This window comes from Streptomyces sp. NPDC006332 (assembly GCF_040612855.1).
Lineage (GTDB): Bacteria > Actinomycetota > Actinomycetes > Streptomycetales > Streptomycetaceae > Streptomyces.
This window is the reverse complement of sequence record NZ_JBEXRA010000009.1, coordinates 55,621-70,598: the sequence shown is the minus strand read 5'-3', so window position 1 is coordinate 70,598 and position 14,978 is coordinate 55,621. Positions and strand designations below refer to the sequence as shown.

Genomic DNA, 14,978 nt, shown 5'->3' with positions numbered 1-14,978 from the left:
TGAGCGGAGTCGAGCATGCGCCGTACGATCTTCACCGAGGAGCACGAGCTGTTCCGGGACACCGCCCGCTCCTACTACCTGCGCGAATGCGCCCCGTACGCGGAGGAGTGGGAGCGTGCGGGGCAGGTGAGCCGGGCCGCGTGGGCGGCCGCCGGCAAGGCCGGGCTCATCGGCTGGCAGTTCCCGGAGGAGTACGGCGGTCAGGGCATCTGGGACTTCCGCTACAACGCGATCATGGCGGAGGAGATGGCCGCCACCAGCTCGGTCGGCATCGGGCTCGGGCTGCAGAACGACGTCATCCCCCCGTATCTGGCACACCTGACCACCCCGGAGCAGAAGGCTCGCTGGCTGCCCGGGGTGACCAGTGGCGAGACGATCTGCGCGCTCGCCCTGTCCGAGCCGTCCGCCGGCTCCGACCTCAAGGGCATCCGCACCACGGCCCGCCGGGACGGCGACGAGTGGGTGATCGACGGCTCCAAGACCTTCATCACCAACGGCATCCTGGCCGACCTGGTCATCGTCGCCTGCAAGACCGACCCGGACGCCGGACACAAGGGCATCAGCCTGATCGTCGTCGAGCGAGGCGCCGAGGGCTTCGAGCGCGGGCGCAAGCTCGACAAGGTCGGGATGAAGGCCCAGGACACCGCCGAACTCTTCTTTTACGAGGTCCGCGTCCCCGCCGAGAACCTCATCGGTGAGGAAGGGCGCGGTTTCTACCACATGATGGGCAACCTCCCCACCGAGCGCCTCGCCATCGCCGTCGCCTCGCTGGCCTCGGCCGAGCGGGCCTACGAGCTGGCGCTGGAGTACGCGAAGACCCGCACCGCGTTCGGCCAGCCGATCGGCGAGTTCCAGGCCAACCGCTTCGCCCTCGCCGACATCAAGGCCAAGCTGGGGGCCGCCCGGGTCTACGTGGACGGCTGCATCCTGGCCCTGGTCCACGGCGAGCTGACCTCCGAGGAGGCCGCCGCGGCCAAGTACTGGACCTCGGAGACCGGCTGGGCGGTCATCGACCGCTGCATGCAGCTCTTCGGAGGCTACGGCTACGTCAACGAGTACGAGATCGCCCGCATCTGGCGCGACAGCCGGGTGCAGCGGGTGTTCGGCGGGACGTCGGAGATCATGCAGGAGATCATCGGACGGTCCCTGGGGCTGTGAGGTGACCTCGCTCGTTCCGCTCATTGATAACCAAGGCTAAATAGGTTATCTATTTAAGCGAGATGCGGGGTGGGTCGGTTCGAGGAGGCATCCGTGGTCACGGTGGACGTGAAGCTGCACCAGGACAGAGCCGAGCATGACCTGCCGCAGCCGCGGTTGGTGATCGGCGGCAAGGACATCACCGACGCCAGTGGCGGCGTCCACGAGCACCGGAACCCGGCGACCGGTCTGGTCCAGGCACGGATTCCGCTCGCGGGAGCCGCCGAGGTGGACCGGGCCGTCGCCGCCGCACGCCAGGCCTTCGAGGTGTGGGGCACCATGCGGCCCGCCGAGCGCCGCCGGCTGCTGACCCGCTTCGCCGGACTGCTGCGCGACCACATCCCCGACTTCGCGGCGATCTGCCCGCTGGAGAACGGCGTCTGCGTCGGCGGCTGGGCTTCGAACGTCGGGCCGCACGTCGCCGAGTGGACCGAGTACTACGCCGGCTGGGCCGACAAGATCGAGGGCATGGTGGGCGCGGCCTACAGCCCGCACGAGAACGTCGAGTACACCATCGCCGAGCCGTACGGCGTCATCGGCCACATCATCACCTGGAACTCACCCGCGCTGTCGCTGGCGATGAAGGTCCCGCCCTCGCTCGCCGCCGGGAACACCGTGGTCATCAAACCCGCCGAGTCGACCCCGTTCTCGGCGCTGCTCTTCGCCGACCTGGCCCATGAGGCGGGCATCCCCGAGGGTGTCATCAACGTCGTCACCGGACTCGGCGACGCGGGATCGGCCCTGGTGACGCATCCGGGCGTCGACAAGATCTCCTTCACTGGGGGACCCGCCACCGCACGCCGCATCATGGCCGCCGCGGCGCCGAGCCTCAAACCCGTCCTGTTCGAACTCGGCGGCAAGTCCGCCAACCTGCTCTTCGCCGACACCGACCTGGACACGGTCGTGCCGTACTGCGCCGCCTTCGCCATGAGCAACAGCGGCCAGGGCTGCGCACTGCCCACCCGGCTGCTGGTTGAGCGGACGATCCACGACGAGGTCGTCGCGCGCGTCACCGGCGTGGTGGCCCACCTGCCGGTCGGCGACCCGCTCGACCCGAACACGTACATCGGCCCCCTCATCGACGCGGCCGCCCGTGACCGTGTCCAGGGTGTGATCGACAAGGCGGTCGAGAGTGGTGCGGGCCGGCTCGTGTACGGCGGCGAACACCTCGACACGGACGGCTACTTCGTCTCCCCGACGGTCTTCGCGGACGTCGACAACCGCAGCGACCTCGCGCAGCGGGAGGTCTTCGGCCCGGTGCTCGCCATCACCCCCTTCGACACCGAGGACGAGGCCGTCGCCCTCGCCAACGACACCGAGTACGGCCTGTCCGCCTACATCCAGTCCCGCGACATCGCCCGCGTGAACCGTCTGGTGCCTCGCCTGAAGGCCGGCACGGTGTACGTCAACCCCGGCCCCAACCCGATCACCTCGCCCGCCACGCCGTTCGGCGGTGTCGGCGTGAGCGGGTTCGGCCGGGAGGGCGGCAAGGCCGGGCTGGACGAGTTCATCAACGTCAAGGGCGTGGGTATCGGCCGCGTCTGACGACCTCTCACCTTCTGGAGCCACGACCATGCACAGTTCCCCCGGCGGGCACCCCTCGGGTCTGCGCGCCCGCCGTCTGACGTTCGGCGACACCATCCGCGAGCACCGAAGGTCCTTCCCCGAGGGCACCGCGCTCGTCGACGGCTACGTCCGGCTCACCTGGCCGCAACTGGACGAGCGCACCAACCGGCTGGCCAACGCCCTGACCGGCGCGGGCGTCGGAGCCGGTGACCGGATCCTGTGGCTGGGGCAGAACTCCTTCCGGATCTGGGAGCTGCTGGGTGCCGCCGCGAAGGTCGGTGCCATGGTGTGCCCCGGCTACTGGCGCTGGGCCGCCCCCGAAATGGCGTTCGCCATCGAGGACTTCGACCCCCGGGTGGTCGTCTGGCAGGACGAGGAGATCGGCGACACCGTCCGCAAGGCCAGGGCCGAACTCGGCGGCGACCACCGGGCGTTGTGGCTGCGGCATGACATCGAGAGCGCGGTGAGCGCCGTGGGCGCCACCGACACCGACTCCTACGAGTCCTTCCTGGCCTCCGGATCACCCGAGGACCCGGACACCGACGTCGACCCGGACTCCGCGCTGCTGGTCATCTACACCGCCGCGATCTCCGGACGGCAGTCCGGCTCGATGCTCTCGCACCGCAACCTGCTCGCGATGGGCGCGAGCGCCGCCTGGATGGGGGACATCGGCACGGAGACCGCCTTCCTCGGCGCCGGACCGATGTTCCACATCGGCAACTACCAGTTCTGGGGCGTTCCGGCGTTCGTGCACGGCGGCAAGAACGTGATCGTCCGCCGTGTGGTCGCCGAGGAACTGCTCCCGCTGCTGGCGGCGGAACAGTGCACGCACGCCTATCTGATGCCCCCGACCATCGCACAGCTCGTCGCGTTGAACCGCGAGGCCGGGCACGACCTCTCCCACCTGCGGGCGAGCGTCGCCGCCCCGCTGTGGCAGGGCACCGTACCGACCGACCAGAGCCGTTTCACCCGCAACGGTGGCGGAGAGGGCCGTGGTTACGGCCAGACGGAGGTGACCGGCTTCGCGGTGACCGGCGCCTACGGCGGGACGGGCACCGGCAACGCGGGACGCCCGGGCCCCGCCACCGCCGTACGCGTCCTGAACGGCGCCGGTCAGGAGTGCGCGGTGGGGGAGGCCGGTGAGATCTGCGTGCGGGGCGACCTCGTGCACCTCGGCTACTGGAACCGTCCCGAGATCAACGAGGAGCGCTTCCGTTTCGGCTGGTGGCACACCACCGACCTCGGACGGCGTGAGCCGGACGGCACCATCAGCTTCCTCGGCACGACCACCCGCATGCTCAAGTCGGCGGCCGAGAACATCTTCCCGGCCGAGGTGGAGAACTGCGTCGAGTCGCACCCGGCGGTGAAGGAGGCCGCCGTCATCGGCGTGCCCAACGAACGCTGGGCCCAGGACGTCAAGGCCGTCGTGGTGCTCCACCCGGCCGCCGGCCCGGTCACCGCCGAGGACCTCATCGAGCACTGCCGGGCGCGGATCGCCTCGTACAAGAAACCGAAGACGGTGGAGTTTGTAGACGCGCTGCCTCGCACCAAGGACTTCGCCAAGGACTACGAGGCGCTCGACGAACGCTTCGGCGGTGGCGGCTACCCCGGTGGCGACACCCTCGGCGCGGGACGGTGACACCGTGAACGCCCGCCGGCCCGTGATCGTCGGCGTGTACGCCACCGAGCAGGCGTTGTCCCTGCCGGACCGCGACGCCATGGGCCTCGCCCTCGAAGCGGTGCGGGGCGCGATCGACGACGCCGGGCTGACGCCGGCGGACATCGACGGCGCCCAGGTCGACTGGCCCGGCCCCGGCGGCGTCCCCGGCGAGGGCAGCTCCTGGGCCCGCGTGCTCGGCCGGGACCTGCGCTGGACCAGCGACTCCATGCTCGACAACGCGGGCTCGCGAGGCCTGCTGAAGGCGGCCGCGGCCGTCCGGGCCGGTTTCGCGGACACCGTCGTCGTCGGCGGCTGCAAGCTGGTATCGCGCGGGGCGGGCCCCGTCGGGGCAGGGGTGCCGCTGGAGTTCGCCGACGTCTGGGGCAGTTATGTCGTGGCCCAGTTCGCCCTGGTCGCGGCCCGGCACATGCACGAGTACGGCACGACCTCCCGCCAGCTCGCGGAGGTCGCCGCCACGATCCGCAACAACGGCACCACCAACCCGGAGGCGATGATGTACGGCCGCGGCCCGTACACCGCCGACGACGTGCTCGCCTCCCGGATGGTCGCCACGCCCTTCCACCTGCTGGACTGCTGCATCGTGGGCGAAGGCGGCGCGGCCCTCGTGGTGACCACCGCCGAACGGGCCCGCGACCTGCCGCACCCGCCCGTCGCCGTGCTCGGCGGCGGCATGGAGTACCACCAGGCCGCGTACGCCAACCCGGCGCTGTACCGGGAGGTCGGGCAGATCGGCCGGGACGCCGCCACTCGCGCCTACGCCATGGCCGACGTCAGCCCGCACGACGTGGACGTCTTCTCCCTCTACGACCCCAACTCCTTCGAGATCATCCGGCAGTTGGAGGTCCTCGGTCTGTGCGGCGAGGGCGAGGGCGGACCGCTGGCGGCCAGTGGCGCGATCGCCGTCGGCGGCAAGCATCCCGTCAATCCGGACGGCGGTTGTCTGTCGTACGCCTGGAACGGGACGCAGCAGATGACACTCAAGGTCGTCGAGGCCGTACGGCAGTTGCGCGGCAACGCGGTGCACCAGGTGGAGGGCGCCGAGCTGGCGGTCGTCGGCAACGCCGGCTCGGGCGCGCAGCACTACGAGATGAGCGTGCTCGGGAGGATGGGATGAACCGGCCCGTACCCGCCCCCACCGAGCTGTCCCGGCCGTTCTGGGACGCCGCCCGGCGCGGTGACCTCGTCATCCCGCACTGCCCGAGCTGCGGCCTGCGCTTCTTCGCCCCCGAACGCGCCTGTCCCGGATGCCTGGCGGAGGACTGGCGGTACGCGCCCAGCGGGGGCCGGGGCGCGGTCTACTCGGTGACGGTGGTGCACCGCGCGCCGGGGCCGGGGTTCGACACGCCCTTCGCGCTGGCCGTGATCGATCTGGACGACGGCGGCACCCTGCTGTCCCACGTCGACGCGGGCGACCCGGACGAGGTCGTCGTCGGCATGCGCGTCCGGGTGGACTTCCGCCCGCTCACCGACGAGATCACACTGCCGTACTTCGTACCGGATGCGGGTGACTGAAGGAGATGGACGCCGTGGCGAACACGCCGGTGCGGGTCCCCAAGATGGCCGAGCTGGTGGCGGCGCAGCTCCGCCGCAAGATCGTGCGCGGGGAACTCGCGGAGGGCGAGGCGCTGCCCGCCGAGACGGCGCTGATGGCGGAGTTCGCCGTGTCCCGGCCGACGCTGCGCGAGGCGTTCCGGGTGCTGGAGTCGGAGTCGCTGATCACCGTGCGCCGGGGTGCCCGGGGCGGGGCGCGGGTGCAGGTCCCGGAGGGCACGGTGGCCGCACGCTACGCGGGGGTCGTCCTGGAGTACCGGGGCACGACCCTCAAGGACGTCTACGACGCCCGTACGGTCATCGAGGCGCCGTGCGCCGGGCTGCTGGCCGAGCGCCGCACAGACCAGGACCTGGAGCGGCTGCGGGCCGCCGTGGCCGAGGCCGAGGGGCTCATGGACGACCCGTCGGCCTTCATCCGCGCCCACATGGAGTTCCACGCCCTCGTCGTCGAACTGGCGGGCAACGAGACGCTCAGCGTCCTCAACGGCATGGTCCGGCACATCATCGACCAGGCGAACTGGTCCCACGTCGACCTCGACGCCGGCAGCCCCGAGAACGTCCGTGCCAACCGCCGGGGCTTCCGTGCCCACGGCGCGCTGGTCGACCTGGTGGCCGCCCGCCGGACCGAGGCCGCCGAGGAACTGTGGCGCCTGCACCTCCAGGAGGCCGAGGACTACCTCCTGCAGAACAGGTCCATGACGACGGTCCTGGACCTGCTCGGCTGAGCGTCACCGGTGCCGCGACGGGGCGAACGTTGTCTGTCGCGACACTAGGCCGTGCGCAACTCCCGCACGATCGGCTCCCACACCTCCGCGTCGATCTCGTACGCCGTGTAGAACGACACCCGGTCGACCAGCGATCCGTACCGGCGCCGGATCTCGGACGCCACCCGGTCGGGCTCGGCCACCACCGCGAAGGTGTCGAGCACCTCGTCGTCGACGAGCCGGCCCATCGCCTCCCACTTGTCCTCGCGGGCCGACTTGGACAACGCGTGGAGTTCGTCGCCGAGTTCGCCCCAGCCGTGCAGCTCCAGCACGCCGCGATAGGCGGGTGTGCTGCCGTAGAAGGCGATCTGGCGGCGCGTGCCGTCCACCGCGCGGGCCATCTCCTCCTCGGTGCGGCCGGTCGCGGTGAGCAGCAGATGGGAGAGGGAGAAGTCGGCACGGGTGCGGCCGGAGGCAGCCAGCCCCGTCTCCACCGTCGGCAGGGTCACCTCCCGCAGATACCGCTCGGTGGTGAAGCCGTGCGCGAGGAGCCCGTCGCCGACCTCGCCCGCCACCCGGGTCATCGCCTCCCCGACCGCGGCCACGAACACCTTGGGCGCACCGCCCGGCGCGGGCGGGGGAGAGAAGAAGGGCGACATCAGGGTGTGCGAGTAGAAGTCACCGCGGAAGTCGAGTTTCTCGCCCTCGTTCCAGGCGGCCCAGACGGCCCGCAGCGCGCTCACGTACTCCCGCATCCGGGCCGCGGGCCGGCTCCACGGCATCGAGAAGCGCCGCTCGATGTGCGGCTTGATCTGGCTGCCCAGGCCGAGGACGAACCGCCCGCCGGAGTAGCTCTGCAAGTCGTGTGCGGTGTACGCGAGTTGCATGGGGGAGCGGGCGAAGGCGACCGCGATGGCCGTACCCACCTCCAGCCGGTCGGTGTGCTCGGCCGCGAGCAGCAGCGGCAGGAAGGGGTCGTGCTTGGACTCCGAGGCCCACAGGCCGTCGTAGCCGGCCTTCTCGTGGTGCCGGGCCTCCTCGACCACCTCGGTGGTGCCCCACACATTGAGCTTGCCGTCGACCTTCATGCCGCTCCTTCGACTGTGACCGTGTCCAGACCGATGCGCTGTGCCAGCAGTTCCCGGTGGTGGGCCGGGTCTCCGAACAGCAGCTGTGACGTCTTGGCCCGCTTCAGATACAGGTGGGCCGGGTGCTCCCAGGTGAAGCCGATGCCGCCGTGCACCTGGATGTTCTGCTCCGTCGCCCGCAGACAGGCGTCGGAGCAGAAGGCCTTGGCCAGGCTCGCCACGGCGGGCAGTTCCGGGTCCTCGCCCGCGGCGGCGAGCGACGCGTAGTGCGCGGCGGCACGCGCCGACTCCACCTCCAGGAGGACGTCGGCGAGAAGGTGCTTCACGGCCTGGAAGGAGCCGATGGCCCGCCCGAACTGGTGGCGCACCTTGGCGTAGTCCACCGCCATGTCGAGCGCCCGGGAGGCCACTCCGACCTGCTCGGCGGCCAGCGCCACCGCGGCCCGGTCGAGGACCTCCGAGACCAGCTCCCAGCCGCCGCCGCGCGTACGCAGCCGGGTCGCCGGTACGTCCCGGTAGTCGAGGCGGGCCTGGCGGCGGGTCGGGTCCATCGTGGGCAGCGGCTCACGCGACAGGCCGGCCGCGTCCGAGTCCACCCAGAACACTCCGATGCCGTCGTCGGTACGGGCCACGGTGAGGACGACGTCGGCGGCGGCACCGTCGAGGACGAAGGTCTTGTGTCCCGTCAGCAGCCAACTCCCGTTGCTTTCACGGGCGGTGAGGTGCACGCCCGCCGCGTCCCAGCGGGCGGAGTCCTCGGTCAGGGCCAGGGTCGCGACGAGCTCGCCGGAGGCCAGGCCCGGCAGCAGCCGCTTGCGGGCGTCCTCGTCGGCCGAGCGCAGCAGCGTGGTCGTAGCCAGCACGGCCGAGGACAGGAACGGCGCGCAGAGCAGGGCCCGGCCCGTCTCCTCGAGCACCACGCCCATTTCGACCGGCCCGCACCCCGCCCCGCCGTACTCCTCCGGGACGGCCAGCCCCTGGAGGCCGAGTTCGGTCCCCATCCGGCGCCACAATCCCCGGTCGAAGCCCTCCGGCGTCTCCATCAGCCGGCGTACCTCGGTCTCGGGCGAGGTGTCGGCGAGGAACGCCCGTACCGTGCGCCGCAGTTCCTCCTGCTCCGCGCTGAAGGCGAAGTCCATGACTCAGACCTCCTCGGCGGCCCGGCGCCGGCCCCGGGAGGCGATGATCTTCTCCACCGCGGCGATGTGGTCCGGTGAGTGCATGGTGTCCCGCTCGGCCAGCAGGGCCGGTTCCAGCACCGTGCCGAGGGCTTGTTCCAGGTGAAGGTTCACCGCCCGTTTGGTCTCGCGCAGCGCCTGGGCGGGCAGGGCGGCCAGTCGCCCGGCCAGCTCCATGGCCTCGTCCCTGATCTTGTCCTGCGCGACCGTGCGGTTGGCGATGCCCAGCCGGACCGCTTCCTCGGCGCCGACCCGGTCGCCCAGGAACAGCAGTTCCTTCGCGCGGGTCAGGCCGACGAGCAGGGGCAGGACGAGCGCGCCGCCGTCGCCCGCGACCAGCCCGACCTGGACGTGCGGGTCGGCCAGGTAGGCGTCGTCGGCGATCAGTACGAGGTCGCTCAGCAGGGCCAGGCTGCAACCGAGGCCGACGGCGGGCCCGTTGACCGCCGCGATCACCGGCAGTGGACAGCGGACCATGCCGGTGATGATCCGCCGCGCCTCGTCGACGTTCTGCTCGCGGAACGCGCTCTCGCGCTGGACACGGGTCATGATGTCGAAGTTGCCCCCGGCGCTGAACGCGCGCCCGCGCCCGGTCAGCACGACCACCCGGGCCCCCGGATCGTCGGCGAACGTGTCCCAGACCGACGCGAGCCCCGAGTGCAGCTCCTCGCTCATCGCGTTGAGCTGGTCGGGCCGATTGAGCTCGATCAGCCGGATCGGCCCGACGGCCGTCACCAAGAGGTCCGTCATCTCCACCGCCATCAGTCATGAACCAGTCAGTAGAGTTGAATGCTATAACTAATTAAGCTTTCTGGAAACCGGCCCCGTGGAGTGACGGCGGTCTGTCGAGCGACGGAGGACGCGTATGCCGGAGCAGGAGTACGAGACCGTGCGGGCCGAGTACGAGACCGTCCGGGCCGAGGTGGCGGACCGGATCCTCACCGTCACCCTCGACCGGCCCGAGAAGCTGAACGCCTTCAACCCGCGGATGATGGCCGACCTGCTGGACGTCCTGGACGCCGCCGACGCCGACGACGAGGTGCGGGTGATCGTGGTGACCGGGGCCGGGCGCGGATTCTGTGCGGGCGCCGACGTCAGCTCCGGCGGTTCTTCCTTCGACCACCGCAGGGCGGGTGCCTGGCACCGGGACACCGGCGGCCGGGTCGCGCTGCGGATCTTCTCCAGCGCCAAACCGGTGATCGCCGCGATCAACGGTCCGGCGGCGGGCGTCGGGGCCAGCATGACCCTGCCCATGGACATCCGGCTGGCGTCGACCTCGGCGAAGTTCGGCTTCGTCTTCGCGCGCCGCGGCATCGTGCCGGAGTCGGCGGCGAGCTGGTTCCTGCCGCGGGCGGTGGGCATGCAGCGGGCCATGGAATGGGTGGCGACCGGCAGGATCTTCGGCCCGGACGAGGCCCTGGCGGCCGGACTGGTCCGCTCCGTCCACCCGCCGGAGGAACTGCTCCCCGCGGCGTACGAACTCGCGCGGGAGATCGCCGAGAACACCTCCGCGATCTCGGTCGCCCTCTCCCGCCAGATGATGTGGCGGATGCTCGGCGAGTCCCACCCCATGACCGCGCACCGGCTCGACTCGCGGATCATGAGCCAGATCGGCGGCGGCCCCGACCCCGTGGAGGGCGTCGAGTCCTTCCTCGCCAAACGACCGCCGAAGTTCCCGGGGCGCGTCAGCGAGGACATGCCCGCGCTCTACCCCTGGTGGCGGGAGGAGGGGTTTAGCCCCTTCGGGGAACCGGAGCCCGATCCCCAGGGAGCGGAAAATGCGGACGAAACATTGTCGTAGTTTGCTCGAAGTGTTAGCGTCCGACCGGCGGACATTCAGTTGAATGCGCTAAACCATTGACCGCCTGGACGGTAACCATGAGCGATGGTTCCCTGCACCAAACCCTTCGCGGCGTCGACTGGGGAGTCGCCACCGCGGACACCATCGCGGCCCCGCCGCCTCCCCCGCCCGAGCGGGACGGGCACTTCCGGCAGTGGACCGACGACATCCGGCACCTGACCGGTGTGGTCACCCACACGCACAGGATGGTCGCCGGCTGGTCGCAGCTCCAGCCCGACGGCCCCGGCAGCTGGGACGCAGACGCCCTGGACCGCTGCGACCGCGCGCTCGACACCCTCCTCGCGCAGGGGACACGTCCCGGTCTCACGCTGCTCGACCGCTCACTGCCGCCGTGGCTGGACGCCGAAGGCGGCTGGCTCGCCCGCGAAACCGCCGAACACTTCGCCGAGTACGCCGCCGAACTGGGCCGTCGCTTCGGTGACCGGGTGGACCGCTGGATCACCTCCACCGACCTGGCCGGTCCCACGCTCGCGGACCACGTGGCCGGGATGTACTCCCCGGGCCGGGGCGTCGGCCGGGCCGGGCTGGCGACGGTCCACCACATCCTGCTCGCCAACGGGCTCGCGACCCTGGCCCTCAGGGCCGCCGGAGCGCGGGGCCGGATCGGCACCACGGTCACCCTCGTCGGCGGCTACCCGGCCACCGACGACCCCTACGACCGCCTCGCCCTGGAGCGGCTGGAGAGCTGGACCAACCGCCTCTTCCTCGATCCCCTCCTGCTCGGCGCGCACATGGTGACCGAGGACGACATCGTGCCCGTCGCGGACACCGGCTGCGTACGCCCAGGTGACCTGGAGGTCATCGCCACCGCCCAGGACCTGCTGGGCCTGTCCTGGCACACCCCGTTCCGGGTCACCGCGCCGGAGAACCTGCCCCGTGTCCTGCCGACCAGCAAGTGCCTCGGCGCCCTCAACGAGGTGAACCGGCTGCTCGTCGGCCTCGGCTTCGCCATCGTCCCGTTCGACGACGTGGAGACGACGGCCTACGGCTGGCCCATCGTCCCGGAAGGTCTCGCCGACGCCGTCGCGAGCCTCCACGACCTGTATGGGGACCTGCTGCCGCCGCTGTCGGTCATCGACAACGGCATGGGCGACCTGGACCTGGTCGACGAGAGGGGGCACAGCGACGACACCCGGCGCCGGGCCCTGCTGCGAGCCCGCCTCACCTGGCTGGCGCGACTCGTCGCGGCCGGTGTGGACGTCTGCGGCTACGAGTACTGGTCGGTGCTCGACAACCTGGAGGCGAAGTTCCGCTACACCCGTCTCTACGCGATGGCCGTGCCGGACCACGAGCCTCCGCCGCGCCCCCCGATCCCGTCGGACTGGGTGCGCGGGGGAGCGTTCGCGCACCCCGACGCCGTCGTCCTCGGCGAGGGCCGCGCGGCCGGGCTGACCCTGGTGCCGGGCACCACGCGGACCCGGCGCGTCCCGGCCCCGTAGCCCAGGGCTCACCGCATCCCCGGCCCCGTAGGACCCGGACTCAGCGCCGCGTCCCGGCCTCGTAGTCCCTGCCCCGGATCAGCCGCACCGGCGTGTAGACGAGCACGTCCTCGTCCCGCTGGTTGCGGACGGTGATCCGGCTGGTGACCACACCCCGGCCGGGCTTGCTGGACGGCCGCGAGCCGGTGGTCTCCACCACGGCGTACAGCGTGTCACCGACGTACACGGGACCCCGCACGGTCAGCTCCATGTGCAGGAAGGCGAGGCCGGTGCCGTGCAGCACGTTGGTCTGCAGGACGAGTCCTTCGGCTATGCAGTACGTCAGCGCGCCCGGTACCAGCCGGCCGGTGTAACCGCCGTCCGCGGCGTGCGAGGCGTCCCAGAAGAGCGGCTCGTTGAAACCGCCCCAGGTGATGAAGTTGACCAGGTCGGTCTCGGTGATGGTGCGGCGGGCGGTCCGGAAGATCTGCCCCTTCGGCATCTCCTCGTACGTCATGCCCCTGACCAGCGGAGGGATCTCGGTGGTGGGGCACTCAGTGGTGTACTCCGTGGTGTGCTCCGACGTCATCGCGGGCTCCTCAAGCATCGGTGGGTATCCGTGGTGTCCGTGCGGCGGTGGTGTTTGGGGGCAGCAGCCCCGGGCGTCTGCGGGGTCACAGGTCGATCGGGTGCTTGTCGGCCACACCCTCGAAGTCGGGGGCGCGCTTGTCCCGATGGGCGGCGAGGCCTTCGACGACCTCGTGACCCGCGAACCCGAAGAACTCCAGCCCCAGCGAGGCCTCGAAGATCGGCTGGGCCGAGCGGTACCAGTGGTTGAGGGACCGCTTGGTCCAGCTGATCGCGCTCGCCGGCCCGGCGGCCAGGGCGGTCGCCACCCGCAGGCCCTCGGCGTGGACCTCCGCGTCGTCCACGCACTTCGAGACCAGCCCGATCCGCTCGGCCTCCTCACCGGTGAGCGTCTCGCAGGTCAGCAGGTAGTACTTCGCCTTGGCCATGCCGCACAGCAGCGGCCAGCAGATGGCGGCGTGGTCACCGGCGGCGACCCCGAGCCGGGTGTGCCCGTCGACGATCTTCGCCCTGCGTCCGGCCACGGAGATGTCCGCGAGCAGGCCGATGACCAGGCCCGCGCCGACCGCGGGCCCGTGGATCGCCGAGACCACCGGCTTGGAGCAGTTGATCACCCCGTAGACCATGTCCCGTGCCTCACGCATCACGCGGGCGCGGACCGCGTAGTCCTCGGTCATGGCCTCGATGGAGTCGAAGGTCCCGCCCGCCGAGAAGGCCTTGCCCGCTCCCTGCACCAGCACCGCCCGGGTCTGCGGGTCCCGGTCCACGACGGGCCAGACATCGGCCAGCTCACCGTGCATCCGGGGATCCACGGCGTTGAGGTTCGGGGCGTCGAGCACGACACGCAGCACGCCCGGCGCGGGCCGCTCGAAGGTCAGGCTCGTGAACGGGGCGTAGAGATCGGTCACGTCGCGCTCCTGGTGCATTCAGTGTGGATACTATAATTATCTAACTGTATCGAGCGGCGAGCGGCAAGCAGTCGGCGAGCGCGGCCCACCGAGACGGGAAGCCCGGCATGGATCTCACCTTCAGCGAGGAACAGGACGAACTGCGCAAGGTCGTGCGCTCGTTCCTGGCCAAGCACTCCGACGAGGCGGAGGTGCGCCGCCTGGCCGCCGACCCGCGCGGATACGACGGGGTCGTGTGGCGGCGGATGGCCACCGAACTCGGCCTGCAGGCACTCGCCGTGCCGGAGGAGTACGGCGGCTTCGGCTTCCGCTACGTCGACCTCGGCATCGTCTTCGAGGAAGCCGGCCGCGCGCTGCTGGGCGGCCCGTACTTCGCCACCGTAGCCCTGGCCGCCGAGGCCCTCCTGCGCTGCGACGACGAACAGGCCCGACGCGACCTGCTGCCGGGTATCGCGTCCGGCGAGACGGTGGCCACGCTGGCGCTCACCGAGGAGTCAGGCCGCTGGGAGGAGCCGGGCATCCGGCTCACCGCCCACGACCGGGCGGGCGGATGGCGGCTGACCGGCGCCAAGACCTACGTCCCCGACGGCCACCTCGCCGACCTGCTCCTGGTAGCCGCCCGCACCCCCCGCGGCATCAGCCTCTTCGCGGTCGAAGCCGACGCGCCGGGCCTCACCCGCACCCCCATGCCCACCCTCGACCAGACCCGCAAACAGGCCCGACTGGAGTTCACGACCACCCCCGCCCGCCTACTGGGCACCGAGGGCACGGCATGGCCCGCCCTCGAACGCACCCTCGCCACCGCCGCCGTCCTGCTCGCCGCCGAACAGGTCGGGGGAGCGGCAGCCGCGCTGGACGCCGCCGTGGACTACGCCAGGATCCGGGTGCAGTACGGGCGGCCCATCGGCTCGTTCCAGGGGATCAAGCACAAGTGCGCCGACATGCTGGTGGAGATCGAGTCCGCCCGCTCGGCGGCGTACGGCGGACTGTGGGCCCTGGACACGGACGACCAGGCCGAGATCGCGATCGCGGCGGCCCTCGCCCAGGCCTTCTGTTCGGAGGCGTTCACCCGGGTCGCCGCCGACAACATCCAGGTCCACGGCGGAATCGGCTTCACCTGGGAGCACCCCGCCCACCTGTACTTCAAGCGGGCCAAGAGTTCCGAGGTACTGCTCGGCACCCCGTCGTACCACCGGGAGCTGCTCGCCACCCGGCTCGGCATCTGAGACCACACCCCC

14 protein-coding genes are annotated in these 14,978 nt (G+C 71.2%); 9 read left to right on the top strand and 5 right to left on the bottom strand.

The annotated features are described in order from the left end of the window. Positions 1–15 precede the first annotated feature (15 nt). The 6 genes from ABZ027_RS10965 to ABZ027_RS10940 all read left to right on the top strand — a co-directional run bounded on the left by ABZ027_RS10965 (position 16) and on the right by ABZ027_RS10940 (position 6,720). Positions 16–1,158 carry an acyl-CoA dehydrogenase family protein gene (locus tag ABZ027_RS10965; RefSeq protein ID WP_356766644.1) on the top strand — a complete coding sequence of 381 codons (1,143 nt, stop codon included), beginning with the start codon at positions 16–18 and terminating at the stop codon, positions 1,156–1,158. Positions 1,159–1,251: 93 nt separating this feature from the next. Beyond that, the gene (locus ABZ027_RS10960; protein ID WP_356766642.1) at positions 1,252–2,742 is read left to right on the top strand and encodes an aldehyde dehydrogenase family protein; all 1,491 of its coding nucleotides are present in this window, start codon (positions 1,252–1,254) and stop codon (positions 2,740–2,742) included. Positions 2,743–2,770: 28 nt separating this feature from the next. After that, the gene (locus tag ABZ027_RS10955) at positions 2,771–4,402 is read left to right on the top strand and encodes an AMP-binding protein (RefSeq protein WP_356766640.1); all 1,632 of its coding nucleotides are present in this window, start codon (positions 2,771–2,773) and stop codon (positions 4,400–4,402) included. Beyond that, on the top strand, positions 4,359–5,558 hold the full coding sequence (locus ABZ027_RS10950) for a thiolase family protein (protein ID WP_356766638.1): 1,200 nt from the start codon (positions 4,359–4,361) through the stop codon (positions 5,556–5,558). Before ABZ027_RS10955 ends, ABZ027_RS10950 begins: the two co-directional genes overlap by 44 nt. Beyond that, complete coding sequence (locus ABZ027_RS10945; protein WP_356766636.1) at positions 5,555–5,956, top strand: OB-fold domain-containing protein; 402 nt, start codon at positions 5,555–5,557, stop codon at positions 5,954–5,956. Before ABZ027_RS10950 ends, ABZ027_RS10945 begins: the two co-directional genes overlap by 4 nt. A gap of 5 nt (positions 5,957–5,961) precedes the next feature. Beyond that, positions 5,962–6,720 carry an FCD domain-containing protein gene (locus tag ABZ027_RS10940; protein WP_356766634.1) on the top strand — a complete coding sequence of 253 codons (759 nt, stop codon included), beginning with the start codon at positions 5,962–5,964 and terminating at the stop codon, positions 6,718–6,720. Positions 6,721–6,764: 44 nt separating this feature from the next. On the opposite strand, the gene ABZ027_RS10935 is transcribed toward ABZ027_RS10940, so the two are convergent. Genes ABZ027_RS10935 through ABZ027_RS10925 form a run of 3 tightly spaced genes read right to left on the bottom strand, consistent with a single transcriptional unit; the run spans position 6,765 to position 9,715 of the window. After that, a complete protein-coding gene (locus tag ABZ027_RS10935; protein WP_356766632.1) occupies positions 6,765–7,787 on the bottom strand; it encodes a TIGR03617 family F420-dependent LLM class oxidoreductase in 1,023 nt (340 codons plus the stop codon). Then, on the bottom strand, positions 7,784–8,926 hold the full coding sequence (locus ABZ027_RS10930; protein WP_356766630.1) for an acyl-CoA dehydrogenase family protein: 1,143 nt from the start codon (positions 8,924–8,926) through the stop codon (positions 7,784–7,786). The genes ABZ027_RS10935 and ABZ027_RS10930 overlap by 4 nt, the downstream gene beginning before the upstream one ends. Before the next feature lie 3 nt (positions 8,927–8,929). Next, positions 8,930–9,715, bottom strand: a complete 786-nt coding sequence (locus tag ABZ027_RS10925; protein WP_356766628.1) for an enoyl-CoA hydratase/isomerase family protein — start codon at positions 9,713–9,715, stop codon at positions 8,930–8,932. A gap of 115 nt (positions 9,716–9,830) precedes the next feature. Between ABZ027_RS10925 and ABZ027_RS10920 the strand changes: the two genes are divergently transcribed. Continuing rightward, entirely contained in the window at positions 9,831–10,766 is a 936-nt protein-coding gene (locus ABZ027_RS10920; protein WP_356766626.1) for a crotonase/enoyl-CoA hydratase family protein, read from the top strand. Between the two features lie 77 nt (positions 10,767–10,843). After that, positions 10,844–12,265: a family 1 glycosylhydrolase gene (locus tag ABZ027_RS10915; RefSeq protein WP_356766624.1), complete on the top strand. Its 1,422-nt coding sequence runs from the start codon at positions 10,844–10,846 to the stop codon at positions 12,263–12,265. Between the two features lie 40 nt (positions 12,266–12,305). Here ABZ027_RS10915 and ABZ027_RS10910 read toward each other — a convergent pair whose 3' ends face one another. Both ABZ027_RS10910 and ABZ027_RS10905 read right to left on the bottom strand, forming a co-directional pair. Beyond that, on the bottom strand, positions 12,306–12,833 hold the full coding sequence (locus ABZ027_RS10910; protein WP_356766622.1) for a MaoC/PaaZ C-terminal domain-containing protein: 528 nt from the start codon (positions 12,831–12,833) through the stop codon (positions 12,306–12,308). A gap of 85 nt (positions 12,834–12,918) precedes the next feature. Then, on the bottom strand, positions 12,919–13,740 hold the full coding sequence (locus tag ABZ027_RS10905; protein ID WP_356766620.1) for an enoyl-CoA hydratase/isomerase family protein: 822 nt from the start codon (positions 13,738–13,740) through the stop codon (positions 12,919–12,921). A gap of 107 nt (positions 13,741–13,847) precedes the next feature. On the opposite strand from ABZ027_RS10905, the gene ABZ027_RS10900 reads away from it, so the two are divergent. Continuing rightward, on the top strand, positions 13,848–14,966 hold the full coding sequence (locus tag ABZ027_RS10900) for an acyl-CoA dehydrogenase family protein (RefSeq protein WP_356766618.1): 1,119 nt from the start codon (positions 13,848–13,850) through the stop codon (positions 14,964–14,966). Positions 14,967–14,978 lie beyond the last annotated feature (12 nt).